This window comes from Sutcliffiella rhizosphaerae, from assembly GCF_917563925.1.
In the GTDB taxonomy this organism is placed as follows: domain Bacteria; phylum Bacillota; class Bacilli; order Bacillales; family Bacillaceae_I; genus Sutcliffiella_A; species Sutcliffiella_A rhizosphaerae.
The window spans coordinates 14,533-31,330 of the sequence record NZ_CAKJTJ010000024.1; the positions used below are offsets into that span (position 1 = coordinate 14,533).

Here is a 16,798-nt window from a genome sequence, read left to right on the forward strand (position 1 = left end):
TTAGCATGACTGATGAAAAAGGTAATCTTCCACAAAGAAGACAGCCACAAAACAATATCATGTCGTCCATTGATTCATTTTTTAACCGGTCTCCGATAAAAGATATGATAAAACAAATGGACAATTTTTTTGGAAACGCCTTTTTAGATGCATCTTTTCCTGTTGAAACTTATGAGACATCAAAGGATTTTATTGTCTTATGTAAATTGCCTGGAATTAAAAAAGAGCAAATAAGCATTGAGACCTTTGATCGTTATTTAACAATAGGCATTAAAAATAATCAAACGATCGAAACGATTGATGAGAAGGACTCTTCTATTCATAGCACATATGCAATGAATGAATCCAAAAGGACCATCCCTACTCCAGATTATGTCAAAATTAATTCCATGAAGGCAAATTACCGTGATGGTCTATTGCAAATTCGTATACCTAAAAAAAATAGTAAACAAATTGAAATAAACGATTAAATACTTTCTAGAACAAATCATAGAGCTAAAGGAATATTCCATTTAACGTAGCTGATTTTATCTTGCTACGTTTTTTGGTTTGAGATTGTTTTCATATTTTATAACAGAGCCAAGAAAACTGCAGAAAGACTTAGTGGTGGATAATTTGGATTCATTTAACTATTAAAATATGTGGTCAATTTTTTATGTAAGTATCGTTTCAAATTGATTTTTGATAATAAGCTGCAAAACAGTCCTAGTCTGAACTTTTCATTAGCACCCTAATACCCACGCACGAAGTATTAAGAGTTTCATGAATAGTTCAGTACAAAAACAGAGTTTACAAAAGCACCTTATATTAAGATCTATACATATTATTGTGATTCAAACAAACTATATTAAATAGGAGGTGTATAGAATGCGCAAATACAAAAAAGTGTATGCAAATCCGTCCACTTCCCCATCATTGGTTATTAAAACTAATCTTGATCGGGAACAACAAGAGGAAAATCCTTATTACAGTTCATCACTTAATCATCAAGAAGAAGAAAAACTAGATAACTTCTTCTTTGAGCATGAGCCTAAAGGAGATTATCACGAATAGTCCAGGGGAGGATAACTTCTCCCCGCCAATGGAAGACTAAATGATTTTTTCTTGAAAAAATTTTGCATGCCATTAAAATGAAAGATTTTTGAAACAAAAAAGATGCCATGAAATAGCATCTTTTTAAGCCTTGAATGTAGCAGCAATCCCTTTTACCATACTATTTAATTGATTGACGGTATTCATCATTTGACCAGCAGTGTCCATCATTTTTTTCATATCAACATTACCGTCCTGACCTTTAAATTGATTCATGAAAGATGATGGAGGTTTAGTATTTTGTGTTTGAGTAGGATATGGATTCATAAATGGCATTTGCATTTGGTTTGTCGGGGACCATCCATTAGGTGACATCCCCTGTTGGTACATTGCAGGACTTTGCATACTTGGAATAATACTGTTCGGACCCATTATTCCACTGGGCATATTCATTCCCTGTGGGTTATGGTTTTGTCCCATATATTCCATCCATCCAGGATAGCCAATAGGTGTATTTCCATCCATACTATTACCAGCATAGTATTGCGGTACATTGTTTGATTGCATATAAGGCATTTGGTTCATCATCATTCCTTGTTGGCTATTCCCCCAGCCTCCATATCCATTAGGAAGGAAATTGCTCAAAATGGGAAGTTGATTTAGTAAAGGCATATTGCGGTTATATGATAAATGTCTAGGTCTGCCATACATTCTCCTAAACATTAAAACCCCTCCTCTTTTCTAACTATATTTAACATATGAAGGGATATGGGAAATGTGCCTATCTTAAATATCGCCAAAGCAAGGAAAATCTCACTTTAAAAACTCACTAAACATTTCACTTATAGTACTTAACTACTACATGTACTAAAGAATTTCTTCCATTCATATTCATGAAAAAAGTTCACATGGGAAACTAATAAAAATATAGCGAGGAGGCGTAATGATGAGTAGAGGCAAAGGCTTTCAGCACAAGAAAAAAGGACATGAACCAAAGATCGATGTGCAACCAGCAGTAAAAAAGGTGCTTGAAAAAGTGGAATATGCAATTGAACCGGTCGCAACTGCTGAAGAACCTCCAGTGACCAACAAAGCGGAAAAGGATCGTTCTTAAACAAAAGATGTACAAAGTTTTAAAACATTCAATGTATACATTAATGCTGAGTTAATAAGAGACTGGGACAAAAACATATTAGCCTAAAAAATCCGAACTACTTTTCAACATTCTACGATTAAGAATTTGAAGTAGTTCGGATTTCAGTATTAAAAGACTTATCTATACATCCAGTTTAGTAATTACATCATTTAGAACGTATCTAATAGATTGAAGCATCCCTTTAAACCTTTTCTCACGAGTATCTGGATAAAAACACTGAACAGATATCATGTTAATATTCTCCACAGTACTATCAACTTGTTGAACATGAATATTCTTTGGATTAGCTTCCTTTATCCAGCTTTTTGTCTCTTCTTCCCATCTCTGTACCAAATCAAATACTTTATCGGCAAATGGTTTTACTGTTTCAAAAAAGTCTGGCTCACCTTTCTCTTTTGCTGTTTCTACATATGTTGATTCTATTGTATTTAAATAAGAAAGAATGTTAGTTGAAAGGACTTCTACATTTTTATGCTTGCTAGTCACATTTTCTCACCTCTAGCAATACATACTACCATATTTTACAATGCGGGGTAAGCATTAGCACGAAAATCAACCGCTTTTGCGGAACTAATTTTAATCATCTGTTGTTCATTCATTACTTTCTCTACTTCATCCAACGTCACATGTAGCCTATTAATTTGATCTTTCATTACCCCTTCCATTTCTTCACGCTCTATTTTAAGTGAATTAGACATGGTTTCTTCCAACATATCCATTTGATGCATCATTTCATTAAACAGGTCCGCAATTTCATTCTTTGAAACAACATTGGCCATATGTTATCCCCTCCATACTTTTGTTGAATAAATAAATTCGCCGTCCACATACATCCCCCTTCCATGGCGACAAAACTAGAAGTGATTCGGCAAAGAAAGTGGTTATTTGCAATTACTTAGTCTTAAAACGAATGAAGAGAGTTAAAAATACTAAAAATACTTTTGTAGTACAATATTTGGACTAGGAGGCAAACAAATGTCTAAACAAGAGAAAAAAACAAAACAAAAAAGTAAAAACCAAGTTGAAAGTACACCTGGACAAGAAGATAAAAAGCTAAAAGGGCCAAACCGTCCTTCCACTTAATCATAATCAAACTGGCTCACATTAAAATGTAGAAATGAAAAACGCATGAAATCAAAGCTTTTTTCAGCTTTGATTTCATGCGTTTTATTGCAGTTAGGCTTTTATTACAATGCTTAGGCTCCCAATTACTATCATAACCCGTGTTTTAATGCAATTATCCCCTGCATTTGATGTTGTTTATGGATAAACCATTTAGTTATTTCGGGGTAACTATTAATACTATCTGTTCGTTTACTCCATTTTTTCAACTTCTTTTTTTTAATAAAAACCCAATCCTTTTGACTCTCATTTAATGGATGCGCAATGACCGGATATACACTTCTAAGGATCGGGGTTTCTCTATATAGTTTACGGGATATATATTGTTCATAATCATATCTTGATCCACTATGTTCGGTCATTTCGGAAAACTGATGAAATTTTTCCGAATATATAGGGCTGAATAATAATGAAGCGAGTTTTTGTCCGAGTGATATTCTATTATCAAGTTTTTGAAAGCCATGAACAGAAAATCCATATAACTTGCCTTCAAGTGTCGGAAAAACGACACAACTATAATGTCCAAAATCTTGGATTATATATGATACTGTTCCAAAAACTTTTTTTCTCAATAAGTGATTATGTAATACAGGTTCTTGAATAATATTCTGTTCATTTATTATTAAAGAATTTATCAGTCTTTTTTCATCTTTATTTTCCCAAAACCATTGCCATTCTGCTTCCATAAAGCAAGATACGTTAAATGCTTTTAATAGATGAAATAATGGTTTGTTATAATAAAGTGATAACCTGTAAAGCAATAGCTGAGGAAATGCGTCGCGAAATATCGTCCAGTTTGCTAATTCATAGGTAAGGAAGAATGAGAGTCGCTGCCTGGCATCTAGAGCTAGCTTAAACCATTTACCTTCTAAATCGGTCATATTCCACCCAGCATTACGGGATACCATACTGGCTAAAAATGACCATTTAACTTCTGGAAAGCTTTTATAAAACATCGCATATGCTTTCGTCCTTGAAATGTTGTCAACATTGTATTTTACTGTATTTTTTTTGATGGTAGTGATAAACTTATTTTCTTGAAAGGAGAAATTTATTCTCTTCCTTCTTTTTTGTATATCTATATAAATGTCATTTATAATGGGAAGACCTCCTTACTTGTTTAAAGCAAATTATATTAAACAATTGACATTAGAAGTATTTCTTTTATTTTAAGGATTAGTTTTTGTTAAGAGGGGGAAATTTATGACTATCAGATATCCAAATGGTAAAGTATTTCAAGGGAAAGACCTTATTTCTTCTGGAAGATCAACTTCTCCAACATTATATGGAAACAGAGGAATGAGCCTTGAGGAGGATTTGCAGGAATCTAATCAATACTATCTTATTCAAAATATTGCCGTTGTTCATAAAAAGCCAACCCCTATTCAAATTGTAGATGTTCACTATCCGAAGCGAAGTGCAGCTGTCATCAAGGAAGCATATTTCAAACAAGCATCTACAACTGACTTTAATGGTGTTTATAAAGGAAGATATATCGATTTTGAAGCGAAGGAAACTAAAAACAAAACCTCCTTCCCACTTCAGAACTTCCATGCTCATCAAATTCAACATATGCAATATGTAGTGAAACAAAATGGGATTTGTTTCGTCATATTAATGTTCAGCTCTTTAAATGAAATTTATTTGTTACCTGCTGAAAAATTGTTTTATTTTTGGGAAAGAAAGGAATCAGGGCAAAGAAAATCAATTACTAAAACAGAAGTGGAAGAAAACGGTTATCTTATTCCTATTGGTTATCAACCTAGAATTGATTATATCAAAGTAATAAATGAATTCTTCTAGCTTTTGGAGACAGGTATGTGAAAAGAAAGGCAGGTCTGAAACATGACTGAAAAGTATCAATCAAGGGAACAGAGAAGGAAAGCGATGCAGGAGGAGAAAAACCTTCAAAGTGGAGCGAAAAAGAAGAATTCCAAAAAAGGAATCTTTAAAAAAATATTCTTATCGGCACTTATTATCGGAATTGTTGGATTATTAACAGGTATAGGAACATTTGCTTACTATGTAAGTAGCACTCCCCCATTAGATGAAACATTGCTAAAAGTTCCAGTACCCTCTAAAGTGTATGACATGAACGGAGAATTGGCTGCAGAAATAGGCGGTCATGAAGCCAGGGAATATGTAGATGCAGATGATATCCCCCCTCTCGTAAAGGATGCTTTTTTAGCAACGGAAGATGTTCGTTTTTATGAACATAGTGGGGTCGACTATAGACGCCTTGCTGGTGCCGTATTTGCCAATGTTACAAGAGGTTTTGGTGCTGAAGGTGGTAGTACCATAACTCAGCAGCTCGTAAAGCTATCTTTTTTATCAACCGATAAAACATTAAAACGAAAAGCTCAGGAATTTTACCTAGCATACCAGTTGGAATCACGATTTACTAAAGATGAAATTTTAGAAATGTATTTAAATAGAATTTACTTTTCGAATTATGCTTACGGAATTTCTAATGCAGCTAAAAACTATTACGGTAAATCTTTGGATGAATTAGAGTTGCATGAAGCGGCAATGCTTGCTGGTCTTCCGCAAAGTCCAAACCGATATAATCCAATTACCAATCCAGATCAAGCGGAGGCTAGACGGAACATTGTTCTAACCTTAATGGTTAAACATGGAAAAGTAACACAGGAAGAGGCAGACGAAGCACGTTCTGTACCGGTAGATTCCACTCTTTCCGACGATGTAGAAAAAACTAATTACTCAAATAGATACAATGCTTTTGTAGACCGTGTAATCGAAGAAATCACTGAGCAATTAGGTGATGTCGATCCACAAGCAGATGGCTTAGAAATTTATACTACCCTGGATATAAATGCCCAAGAACAAGTTGAACATCTTTTATCAGATGAAAGTGGAATTGCACATTTAGAAAATGAAGACTATCAAGCAGGTATCGCACTTCTTGATACTCAGTCTGGAGAAATTCGAGCAATTGGTGGCGGACGAAATCATATGAAGACTGGCACAAATTATGCGACAGAAATTCGTGTTCAGCCTGCATCTGCCATTAAGCCAATACTTGACTATGCACCAGCGATCGAATATTTAGACTGGTCCACCTATCATCAGATTAATGATGAACCGTACAGTTATTCTTCTGGAACGGAACTAAATAACTGGGATAACCTCCACAAAGGGTATATGAGTATGAGAGACCATTTAGCAAACTCACGAAATATTCCGGCTCTAAAAGCATTACAAGAAGTAGGATTGGATAGAGCCCGTGATTTTGCAGTGAAGTTAGGTATTCCTTTGGAAGAACATATCAATGAAGCATATGCAATCGGTGGATTTACAAACGGTATTTCCCCTCTTCAAATGGCTGGAGCATATAGTTCATTTGGTAGCGGTGGCGTATATACAGAGCCATATGCTGTAACTAAAGTCGTTTTCCAAGACGGATCTACTGTTAACTTAAGTAAGGATTCAGAAGTCGCTATGAAGGATTCTACCGCTTTCATGATTACAGATATGTTAAAAACATCTGTACGTAGTGGACTCGCAAATCGTGCCCATGTTCCTGGACTTAATATTGCCGGAAAATCAGGGACCACTAACTTTGCTAGTGACACAATTTCTCAATTCAATATCCCGGAAGGCGGAGTCCCAAGCACATGGTTTGCGGGTTATACTCCGACCTATACAGCAGCCGTCTGGACAGGATTTAGAAGGACTGGTGAAAATAACTATTTACGCCCGATAAATGGCTCAAACCAAGACCAGTACCTTTCAAGAGAAATTTTTAAACAATTAATGGAGAATATCTCTACAACTGAAGCCGACAAAGCGGACTTCCCTGTTCCTAACAGTGTTGTACGGGTGCCAATTGAAAAAGGAACAAACCCACCATTAAAAGCGAGTGAATTTACTCCTTCTGACAGAGTAACAAATGAATACTTTGTAAAAGGAACTGAACCAAAAGAAGTTTCTAAGGAATATGATAAAATCCCTTCCCCTTCTAACTTAAAAGCTGAGTTTGATGAGGAAGCAAATGTTATCAACTTAAATTGGGAGTATCCTGAAGATCGTCTAGCTGATGTAAAATTTGTTATCAGCGCAGCTGTAAATGGCGGATCTGCTTCAAACCTAACAGAGACAAAAGATTTAGGATTAGTAGTTGAAAATCCAGAACCAGGTGCAACTTATCGATTTGAAGTCACCGCTGTATTGGAAGAGAATAACGACAATAAGAGTGACTCAGCAACTCAAACTCTCACCATCCCAGAAGCTGTCGAGGAAGAGGAGGAGGATGATAGTATTATTCCAGAAATCCCATCCCCACCAAACGATGATGAAGAACCTCCTGCAGACGGAGAAGAACCTCCAGGAGATGGAGAAGAACCTCCGGGAGATGGTGATGAGGAGCCACCGGGAGATGGGGATGATGATGATGATGATGAAGTACCTCCAGTGAATGGGCAAACACCACCTGGTAGGACTCCACCAGGTGACGGGGATGATGATGAAGATTAAATATTGAAATAGTCTATAAAAGAAAAGCAGGAAGGAAAATCGTGAGATTTTACCTTCCTGCTTTTTTGTTATCAATTTTTGTAGAAGCAGCAATGCTGATTAGCAATCTTATTTAAGGACTGAGCTTGCTGTCATTGTAAAATTGAAAGTATTGTACATTCTTTTTGTGTGCCCGAATTTTTCATTTCGCGATTCTTTGGGCACTGCTTTTCCTTTTGTGTGCCCGTTTTTTTCATTTTGCGATTTTTCGGGCACTGCTTCTCTTTTTGTGTGCCCGAATTTTTCATTTCGCGATTTTCCGGACACTGCTTCTCTTTTTGTGTGCCCGAATTTTTCATTTCGCGATTTTTCGGGCACTGCTTCTCTTTTTGTGTGCCCGAATTTTTCATTTCGCGATTTTTCGGGCACTGCTTCTCTTTTTGTGTGCCCGAATTTTTCATTTCGTGATTTTTCGGGCACGGCTTCACTTTTTGTGTGCCCGAATTTTTCAATTTGTCATTTTCCGGGCACTGCATATTCATCCAGCCATTCCATGCTGTCCTACCTATACATTTCGCCGCTAATTATTTCCAGGTCTACAAACATATACTTGCTCCACATAATATTCATCCATATTATTCAAAAAACCTATTTACTAGAGTTTATTTTCATATCTAATGCTTTCTTTTTATAGAATAGCTTTGTTGATTCGCTATATAGTTGCTGCAATTGAATAAAGGAATGATAAAGTTCAGGTCTTTTTATGACAAAATCTAATCTTTCTTCAATATTTACGGGCTTCCACTTAAATAAGTTAGAATCTCTTGTCCAATCATTGATACTTCTCACTGGTTGCTCGTTCATCCAAAAAAGAAGTTGCAAATAAATAGCAATAGAAGAAATCATCGTTGCTTTTGTCTTTGTTCTATCACGCTTTTCATGTAAAAAATTCAATGTATTTTCATTTGTTTTCCAAATTAACAGCAAAAATGGAATACTTTCATTATTATTTTCCCAAGGTAGCCTATCTGGAGCAGCTCCAAGGTAATACGCAATATCATATTTAAAAGGAAACTCCAAAAGATCTTGTAGCGAGAAAGCGTGACTTTCCAAAAGATCACCTTTAGAATAAAAATAAGGATGCAGGAATCCGTCAGGTACTTTCATTAGCCCACCTTCTTCTTCATTCTCTTTTTCCCTTCCCTACACATTTCTAGTAATGGACAGCTATCACATTGAGGATTTTGCGCCTTACAATGGTATCTTCCGAAAAATATTAATCTGTGATGTGTTACAGACCACTCTTCTTCGGGTAATTTTCGCATTAATGTTTTTTCTACTTCTAGAACACTGTCTTTCCATTTACAAATTCCTAATCTCTTACTAACTCTCTCCACATGTGTATCTACTGCAATCGCTGGAACACCAAACGCAACGGAAACGACAACATTTGCAGTCTTGCGCCCTACACCTGGAAGTTTGACGAGTTCATCCCTTTCATTAGGAACTTCTCCACCATAGTTTTCTAGTAAAAGTTGACTTAAACTACGGATATTTTTTGCCTTGTTTCGAAATAGCCCTATAGAACGGATATCCTGCTGGAGTTCTTCAAGTGATACCGCAAGATAATCCTCTGGAGTCTTATATTTTTCAAATAAATTTTTCGTTACTTTATTTACAAGCGCATCTGTACACTGCGCAGATAATGCAACTGCAATAACCAATTCAAATGGATTTTTATGATTAAGCTCACAATGTGCATCTGGAAACATTTCTCCCATTACATCAATGACCTCTCTAATCTGTGTCTTATTTAACATAGATTGCTCCTCCAATATTTTATAAAGATAAAAAAGGAAAACGTATTTTACCATACGCCTTCCTTACGTCTACTCTAGCCAATTATAGAAAGGTATAGTGTTGTTACCTGTTTTCTTAGGCTGAGTGGTGTGAGTTTTTTGTTGATTTTTTCGAAACTTTTTTCCATATTCATTTGCCTGGCTAATGGTTTTAATGCCATTCTTTTTCCACTCAAAAAGGATTCTGTCAATATATCTGAAGTTTAATTTCCCTGATATTACTGCTTCCCTTAATGCTGCTTTTATTATTAATGGATCATGATGATCTTGATCTATCCACATACTTAGCGATTCACATTCAAAGGGTGATAATGGTCTGCCAAACTCTTGTTCAAATATCGTATATAGATTGATTTCCTGTTCATGTTGGGTTTGTTGGTAAGATTCGTTGCTTTGATTCATCATAAATTGAATCATTTTTTCCCAGAGGGGCTGAAGGGAGTAGCGTTCATATTTTATGGAGTACTCATCCATTTCATCATTGATGCCTACGTAACCTTTTTGTAGTAAATGTCGTAATATCTCCATGCACTCTGATGGCTCAATCGTCATTTTTTCTGCTATCTCCATAGGAGTAGGAAAAATAATCCCAGTCTCTACAAATGAATGAATATGTAAGAGTAGTAAGAATTCTTTCTCGTTTAAGCCAAGGTTTACATAATTGTTTAACAAGTATTTCGGAACCGTAAGATTCCCTTCTTCCATAAACTGCATAAATTGTTCTTTTTTCATTTGAGACACCTCTTAGACAAGTATAACAAAAATATTCTCTTACTACATAGGTAATATATTTCCTTTACGGAAAGTACAAGAGACTTGGAGGACGACCACCTGTCCAAGTAATGATTCTACCTCCAAGACGAATCGGTTGATGACTCGATTAGACTTGAAGCAGAATCTAGACACCGACTTCAAAACCATGTTTCTCCTTCAAAAATAAAAACAGTCATCAGCCCCGTAAGAGCTAATGACCCTTTGTTTATATCAATTATGGGTATAAACGGTTTAATAATCTTGGGAATGGAATGGCTTCACGAACATGCTCTGTTCCGCTGATCCAGGCAACTGTACGTTCAAGACCTAGACCAAAGCCAGAGTGTGGTACAGACCCGTAGCGGCTAAGCTCTAAGTACCATCCATACGCATCTAAATCAAGATTATGTTCTTCGATACGTTGTTTTAGTAAGTCATAATCATGTATCCGTTCAGAGCCACCAATGATTTCTCCATATCCTTCAGGTGCGATTAGATCTGCACACAAGACAACATCATCACGTTCAGGATGAGGTTGCATATAAAATGGTTTAATTCCAACAGGGTAATTAATGATAAAAACAGGCATATCATAACTTTCAGCAATGGCTGTCTCATGAGGTGCACCAAAGTCATCACCCCATTGAATATCATCAAATCCTTTTTCATTTAGGAATTTAATTGCATCATCATAGCTAATTCTTGGGAAAGGAGCTTTAATTTTTTCTAATTTAGACGTATCTCTATCAAGGACTCCTAGTTCAAGTTTACAGTTTTTAAGAACTGATTGAACAATATAAGATACATACTCTTCTTGGACAACTAAGCTGTCTTCATGATTGTAGAAAGCCATCTCTGGTTCAATCATCCAAAACTCAATTAAATGACGACGTGTTTTCGATTTTTCTGCACGGAATGTTGGTCCAAATGAGAAAACCTTTCCTAAGGCCATTGCTGCTGCTTCCATGTACAATTGTCCGCTCTGGGAAAGGTATGCATCTTCATCAAAGTATTTAGTCGCAAAAAGCTCTGACGTACCTTCTGGTGCACTACCGGTTAAGATAGGAGGATCAACCTTAGAAAATCCGTTATCATTAAAATATTCGTATGTTGCACGAATTACTTCGTTTCTGATTTTCATGATGGCATGCTGTTTTTTTGAGCGAAGCCATAAGTGGCGGTTATCCATCAAAAATTCAGTACCATGATTTTTTGGTGTGATTGGATAATCAACTGCTTCATGAATAACTTCAACGCCAGTTACCCCTAACTCGTATCCAAATGGAGATCGTTCATCTTCACGAACGATACCTGTTACATATACGGAAGATTCTTGGGTAACAGTTTTTGCTGTTTGGAACACCGACTCTTCCACTTCTGCTTTCACTACGACTCCTTGGATAAATCCTGAACCGTCACGTAGTTGCAAGAAAGCAATTTTTCCGCTAGAACGCTTGTTGGCGATCCAAGCCCCGATTGTAACCTGCTCGCCAACATATTTATGTACTTCTGAAATCGTTGTTTTCACTTCTTAATTCCCTCCACAATATTCTACATTTATTTACACAATTATGTACATACCCTTTATTATACAAGCCCGTATAGTCGTAAGCAAACACTTTTACGGGTAAAAAAAAGGGAGCCTTTGAGGCATGTTAAAACATTCCACAAAGGCTGTACATGTTTCCTGCATAGTTCTTTATTTTATAGCTACTTTAGCCATATAGTTAGCTATTCGTTCCACTGCTTTTTCCAAAAGGTCAAGACTTGTCGCATAAGAGAGACGAACATAATCATTTGCACCAAAACCAGATCCCGGAACTAGGGCAACTTTCTCTTCTTCAAGTAGAGCTTTTACAAAGCTATCAACATCATTAAAACCTGCCATTTTAGCAGCATCAATCGCTTTTGGGAAGAGATAAAACGCTCCTTGTGGTTTCAAACAATGGAATCCTGGAATCTTGTTCAGTTTTTCAAAAATGATATTCAGACGAGATTCAAAAGCCTTCCTCATCATCTCAACTTCATCTTGTGGACCTTGATATGCCGCGATGGTTGCATACTGGGAGATTGATGTTGGATTGGATGTACTGTGACTCGCAAGATTTGTCATTGCACTGATAATCATTTGATTACCAGCAGCATAGCCTATTCTCCATCCTGTCATTGAATGGGACTTGGACACGCCATTTATGATGATTGTCTGCTCTTTTAATTCAGGAGAAAGCTCTGCAATTGAAAAATGCTTGTTTCCATCATATAAAAGCTTTTCATATATTTCATCAGATACGATAAGAATGTCATTTTCTAGGCAAACTTTCCCAAGTTCCAACAATTCTTCTTTTGTATATATCATCCCAGTCGGATTGCTTGGAGAATTTATCACTAACGCTTTCGTTTTAGGAGTTATACTTTGCTTTAGTTGTTCCACTGTTATCTTAAATTGATTTTCCTCTTTACCTTCAACATAAACGGGTACACCTTCAGCTAATTTAACCTGTTCCGGATAACTTACCCAATATGGAGTTGGTATGATAACTTCATCACCTTTATCTAAAATGACTTGGAATAATGTATAAAGGGCATGCTTTGCACCTATGCACACAATAATTTCAGACGGAAGATAGGTAATTCTTTGGTCATGTTGTAATTTATTGATTATTTCTTTTTTAAGCGCTGGAAGTCCTCCAGATGGAGTATATTTAGTAAATCCTTTTTCCATTGCGTCTTTTGCAGCCTCCAGGATATGGGCAGGTGTATTAAAATCCGGTTCACCTGCACCTAAGCCGATAACATCATGCCCAGCATCTTTTAAATCCTTTGCCTTAGCTGTTATTTCTAATGTCGTAGATGGTGATAATGTGGAAACTCTCTTGGCTAATTTCATGTAAAATCCTCCCGCTACCATTAAAAAATTATTCGTTGAAAATACTCTCCAGTTTCAAATTTAATGTAATAGAGATTATATTGGTCATTCAAATCTTTATATTTTATTTCCCACAATGGAGTGTTTTTCTCCATTGCCAGTGATACAGCAATAATTTCTTTAGGATCTCTGTCTGTCTGGAGGTATCCCAATACTTCTTCTTTTGATATTCCTTCTTCTGCAAGGGCTGTGAACGCTATTTCTTGATTATCGTCCACCCACACAATAAGCTCATTGCCTTCATTATTTGTACCTTGAACAATGATATAGGATTGTGTTCCATTATATGAGGAAACTTCTTCAATTGACTGTAAATTTGCTTGTTGCACAGCTACTCTTGCCCCTTGATCCTGGGCATTTTTCACAGGGGACAAGGCAGAATGATAAATAGAGCTTCCTTGCCATAATATAATAAGAACAATAATAAATCCGCTAATAATTAACCACTTTTTCATTTCATCACTTCTTTATGTACGATATATTGTAAAAATTGCTTTTTCTTGATTATTTTGATCCAAAGCCAAACCAAACATTAAATTTTCGCGTTTAAGAGTTCTGTTTAACGCATCTACGATTTTATACAAATCCGCTGAATTTTCCACTGTTACAGTCGATAAAACCTCTATCTTGCTCTCCATTCCAAAATCCTCCTGCGAACAAACAATTTTTGTAACTCATAGTGACTTTTGATGTCGGATAAAATATAACTACTGAATCACCTATAGTGTCCAAACACATTATAACAGTTTCTATTCAGTTTAGTACATGGATGTACATGAAAGTATAAATTTTACTCCTATCCCACACCAACTTTTAAGGTGAATTTTCCAAAAATGGTTAATTCACCTCTTTTTTAAGTCATTTCGTCTATTATGGTAAAAAAACTTTCTTTTATGACTCTTTTGTTTGGAATACTTTCTAGAAATGTATCTCCGTAACGTCTTTCGATAACCCTTTTATCAAAGATAAAAATAGCTTTTGGATCATTTCCTAATATAAATGAATTAATTATTTTTTTGAAGCGTAAGACTGCTACAGGAAGTGATACATCAGTAAATGAGTTTCTCCCCATTTGTTCTACTTCTTTTATTTTTGCAGCCATGACTGGTTCTTCCATCGCTTTAAATGGAAGACGAATAAGTACAAGTGTGTCCACCTTTTCATCAAGAAATGATATTTCTTCCAAAAAGCTGTTCGTTACTAGAAGGATGGATTTATTAAAATTAGCAGCGGTCTTCCAAATTTTTTGTTTACTGCCACTCATACTACCTTGGCTTACGATAACAAATTCTTCTGCATTGGGGTATGATTTTAGCTCTTGACTGACTTCATACATCATTTCTATTGAAGAGAATGATACAAGAATTCTTCCTTCCTTTACCTGTATCAATTCTAATAATTGCATACTTACAGCCTGAATAAATGAACTATTGTCTCCCTTCTTTATTAAAGGCATATCTGAAGGGATATATACATCAATTTTTTTAGGTAACACTTGAGAAGGAGCATTTAACTCCTGTGGATAAAAATCCGTTAAACCAAGTTCTTCAGAAATATATTCAAAATCCCCACCAACACTCAACGCAGGCGAAATGAATAGAACACTGCTTTTTTCTTGATAAAATTTTTCACTAAGAATTTGAGTGGTATCACTTGGATGTTCATAAATACTTACAGAGTTTTTTGCACCACGTGAATGAATTTCAAACCAGGTAAGATTGCTTTTGTTCGGCTCAAACATTAGGGAATCAAATGTTGCTCTCATTTTTTTTAAAGGTAGCAACCCTGTATCAAGCATCATAACATCCTTGGACGTTTCTACTCTTTGGTTTATCTGTTTTTCAAGGAAAATCAGTACCTCTTTTAATTTCATACTAAAACGGTGACTCGCTTCTTGAACAGCAAACCATCCCGGGGTATTTTCCTTTAGGACGTTAAACGGATAAATAATTCTCGTTTGTTTATTCCTTGTTCGTGTTAAACAATAACTTCTAATTAAACGAAATACCTCATCTAATTCTTCTTTAGCCTCTTGTACTATTTGCACGTCCTCTAATCTTGAAAGAGCAAAATATATATCTAAATAACTTATCTGTTTTCCAAAAAAACTACTTACTTGATGGTGGAAAATATGGGCATCATCCACGACAAAATACTTTATTTGTGAAAAAAGCTCAGGCTTGTGTATTTCTTTCGCTAAAAACGCATGGTTAGTATATATGAGCAAGGAATTTTGCAATCTGTTTTTCGCCAATTCATAAAAACAAAAAGTTGTATCATGCTCATTTCTTTGATTATCACGGCTACAATTAATACTATCCCAAAGAAGTCTTCCACCTGAGGATAAAGAAAGTTCCTGGAGATCTCCGGTTTTTGTTTCTGTTAACCATACGAGAATCTGTGATTTCGTTAACACCATATCATAATTGTTATCCTCATCTTCCAAAATAAGTAGAAATTTTGAAAGACTTAAATAGTAATACTTACCTTTAATTTCTGTAAATAAGTCCCTCTCATTACCCAATCTGTTCAGTGTTTTTTCCAACAAATGTTTTGTCCCTGCTGCCCCGGTACATATTACTACTTTTTGTTTATGGTTAAGTGCGAACCTCAGTGCCCCCAATGCATAATGCAACCCATTATTCCCAGTAAATTCAAGAAATCCGTGTTGTCTTGACTCAAATAGATTTTCAACTTGAGTATAAATTTCTGCACTTTCTTTTTGCAAATTCTCCAATTCCCCTGTCAAAGATGGAAAACTTGCCTGTATATTATCTTCTTTTGGTTTTTTAATCACTAACTTTTGTTGAATGCATAAATAATCAGTTGTGTCTTTCTGCTTATCAGTAGTCTTAAATAACAAAAAAATATCACTTTTCATTGGTCGTAGCAAAGTATGTAACTGTTGTTGTGTTAAGGTAGGCAATGCAGCAATTTTACCTAAGAGCTTAAGGAAAATAGTAGCTGTCGCTTCTGCATCGCTGTCTGCACGATGAGGACTATCATGATCCAACTGAAATAATTGTGATAAATCGGTCAGTTTATAGCTCTTTAAAGTTGGTAGTACTACCCTTGAAAGCTCGACTGTATCAAACGTATTTCCTGTAAAGGATGGATAACCGCTTTGTGTAAGCTCATATTGTAAAAAAGATAAATCAAATGGTACATTATGTGCTACTAAAGAAGATCCATGCAACATTTCATTTAACATGGGAGCAATTTGTTTAAACGTTGGAGCACGGTCTACCATCTGCTGTGTAATGTTGGTCAATTGTTCGATAAATGGTGGTATGATGCATTCAGGATTTACAAAACTTGCAAACCGCTCAACAATTTCTCCATTCTCTATCAAAACAGCGCCAACTTGTATGATTTTGTCACCTTTTTTGGGAGAATTCCCTGTCGTTTCTAAATCAAGAACGACATATCGCTGTTTCATGTAATTACACCTCATAACTCTATTCAACATAATTAAAA

General features: G+C 35.7%; 19 protein-coding genes. 6 read left to right on the forward strand and 13 right to left on the reverse strand.

The window, feature by feature from the left end; genetic code table 11:
• Positions 1–5: 5 nt before the first annotated feature.
• Positions 6–470: an Hsp20/alpha crystallin family protein gene (locus LRP81_RS16940; RefSeq protein ID WP_230503295.1), complete on the forward strand. Its 465-nt coding sequence runs from the start codon at positions 6–8 to the stop codon at positions 468–470.
• A gap of 397 nt (positions 471–867) precedes the next feature.
• Positions 868–1,053, forward strand: coding sequence for a hypothetical protein (locus LRP81_RS16945; RefSeq protein ID WP_230503296.1), 186 nt, complete (start codon positions 868–870; stop codon positions 1,051–1,053).
• A gap of 123 nt (positions 1,054–1,176) precedes the next feature.
• Here LRP81_RS16945 and LRP81_RS16950 read toward each other — a convergent pair whose 3' ends face one another.
• The gene (locus tag LRP81_RS16950; RefSeq protein WP_230503297.1) at positions 1,177–1,755 is read right to left on the reverse strand and encodes a YppG family protein; all 579 of its coding nucleotides are present in this window, start codon (positions 1,753–1,755) and stop codon (positions 1,177–1,179) included.
• 223 nt (positions 1,756–1,978) lie between these two features.
• Between LRP81_RS16950 and LRP81_RS16955 the strand changes: the two genes are divergently transcribed.
• Complete coding sequence (locus tag LRP81_RS16955; RefSeq protein ID WP_230503298.1) at positions 1,979–2,146, forward strand: hypothetical protein; 168 nt, start codon at positions 1,979–1,981, stop codon at positions 2,144–2,146.
• 162 nt (positions 2,147–2,308) lie between these two features.
• Here LRP81_RS16955 and LRP81_RS16960 read toward each other — a convergent pair whose 3' ends face one another.
• Together LRP81_RS16960 and LRP81_RS16965 are read right to left on the reverse strand one after the other, a co-directional pair.
• On the reverse strand, positions 2,309–2,674 hold the full coding sequence (locus tag LRP81_RS16960) for a YppE family protein (protein ID WP_230503299.1): 366 nt from the start codon (positions 2,672–2,674) through the stop codon (positions 2,309–2,311).
• Between the two features lie 35 nt (positions 2,675–2,709).
• Entirely contained in the window at positions 2,710–2,967 is a 258-nt protein-coding gene (locus LRP81_RS16965) for a hypothetical protein (RefSeq protein ID WP_230503300.1), read from the reverse strand.
• Between the two features lie 196 nt (positions 2,968–3,163).
• On the opposite strand from LRP81_RS16965, the gene LRP81_RS16970 reads away from it, so the two are divergent.
• Positions 3,164–3,271 (forward strand): spore protein, encoded by a 108-nt coding sequence (locus tag LRP81_RS16970; protein WP_230503301.1) that lies wholly within the window; start codon positions 3,164–3,166, stop codon positions 3,269–3,271.
• A 131-nt stretch (positions 3,272–3,402) separates the two neighbouring features.
• Here LRP81_RS16970 and LRP81_RS16975 read toward each other — a convergent pair whose 3' ends face one another.
• Entirely contained in the window at positions 3,403–4,410 is a 1,008-nt protein-coding gene (locus tag LRP81_RS16975) for a DUF2515 family protein (RefSeq protein WP_399207970.1), read from the reverse strand.
• Between the two features lie 103 nt (positions 4,411–4,513).
• Between LRP81_RS16975 and recU the strand changes: the two genes are divergently transcribed.
• Both recU and LRP81_RS16985 read left to right on the forward strand, forming a co-directional pair.
• Positions 4,514–5,113, forward strand: coding sequence for a Holliday junction resolvase RecU (gene recU, locus LRP81_RS16980; protein ID WP_230503302.1), 600 nt, complete (start codon positions 4,514–4,516; stop codon positions 5,111–5,113).
• A gap of 42 nt (positions 5,114–5,155) precedes the next feature.
• Entirely contained in the window at positions 5,156–7,804 is a 2,649-nt protein-coding gene (locus LRP81_RS16985; protein ID WP_230503303.1) for a transglycosylase domain-containing protein, read from the forward strand.
• A 131-nt stretch (positions 7,805–7,935) separates the two neighbouring features.
• Here LRP81_RS16985 and LRP81_RS16990 read toward each other — a convergent pair whose 3' ends face one another.
• The 9 genes from LRP81_RS16990 to LRP81_RS17030 all read right to left on the reverse strand — a co-directional run bounded on the left by LRP81_RS16990 (position 7,936) and on the right by LRP81_RS17030 (position 16,760).
• The gene (locus tag LRP81_RS16990; RefSeq protein WP_230503304.1) at positions 7,936–8,325 is read right to left on the reverse strand and encodes a hypothetical protein; all 390 of its coding nucleotides are present in this window, start codon (positions 8,323–8,325) and stop codon (positions 7,936–7,938) included.
• Between the two features lie 106 nt (positions 8,326–8,431).
• Entirely contained in the window at positions 8,432–8,950 is a 519-nt protein-coding gene (locus LRP81_RS16995; protein ID WP_230503305.1) for a YpoC family protein, read from the reverse strand.
• Complete coding sequence (gene nth / locus LRP81_RS17000; RefSeq protein ID WP_230503306.1) at positions 8,950–9,603, reverse strand: endonuclease III; 654 nt, start codon at positions 9,601–9,603, stop codon at positions 8,950–8,952. Before nth ends, LRP81_RS16995 begins: the two co-directional genes overlap by 1 nt.
• Before the next feature lie 69 nt (positions 9,604–9,672).
• Positions 9,673–10,374, reverse strand: a complete 702-nt coding sequence (locus tag LRP81_RS17005; protein WP_230503308.1) for a DnaD domain-containing protein — start codon at positions 10,372–10,374, stop codon at positions 9,673–9,675.
• Between the two features lie 256 nt (positions 10,375–10,630).
• Entirely contained in the window at positions 10,631–11,923 is a 1,293-nt protein-coding gene (gene asnS / locus LRP81_RS17010) for an asparagine--tRNA ligase (RefSeq protein WP_230503328.1), read from the reverse strand.
• A 171-nt stretch (positions 11,924–12,094) separates the two neighbouring features.
• Positions 12,095–13,282, reverse strand: coding sequence for a pyridoxal phosphate-dependent aminotransferase (locus tag LRP81_RS17015; RefSeq protein ID WP_230503330.1), 1,188 nt, complete (start codon positions 13,280–13,282; stop codon positions 12,095–12,097).
• Between the two features lie 20 nt (positions 13,283–13,302).
• On the reverse strand, positions 13,303–13,776 hold the full coding sequence (locus LRP81_RS17020) for a cell wall elongation regulator TseB-like domain-containing protein (protein WP_230503332.1): 474 nt from the start codon (positions 13,774–13,776) through the stop codon (positions 13,303–13,305).
• A 12-nt stretch (positions 13,777–13,788) separates the two neighbouring features.
• Complete coding sequence (locus tag LRP81_RS17025; RefSeq protein ID WP_230503334.1) at positions 13,789–13,959, reverse strand: YpmA family protein; 171 nt, start codon at positions 13,957–13,959, stop codon at positions 13,789–13,791.
• A gap of 215 nt (positions 13,960–14,174) precedes the next feature.
• A complete protein-coding gene (locus LRP81_RS17030) occupies positions 14,175–16,760 on the reverse strand; it encodes an exonuclease domain-containing protein (protein ID WP_230503336.1) in 2,586 nt (861 codons plus the stop codon).
• Between the last annotated feature and the right edge of the window lie 38 nt (positions 16,761–16,798).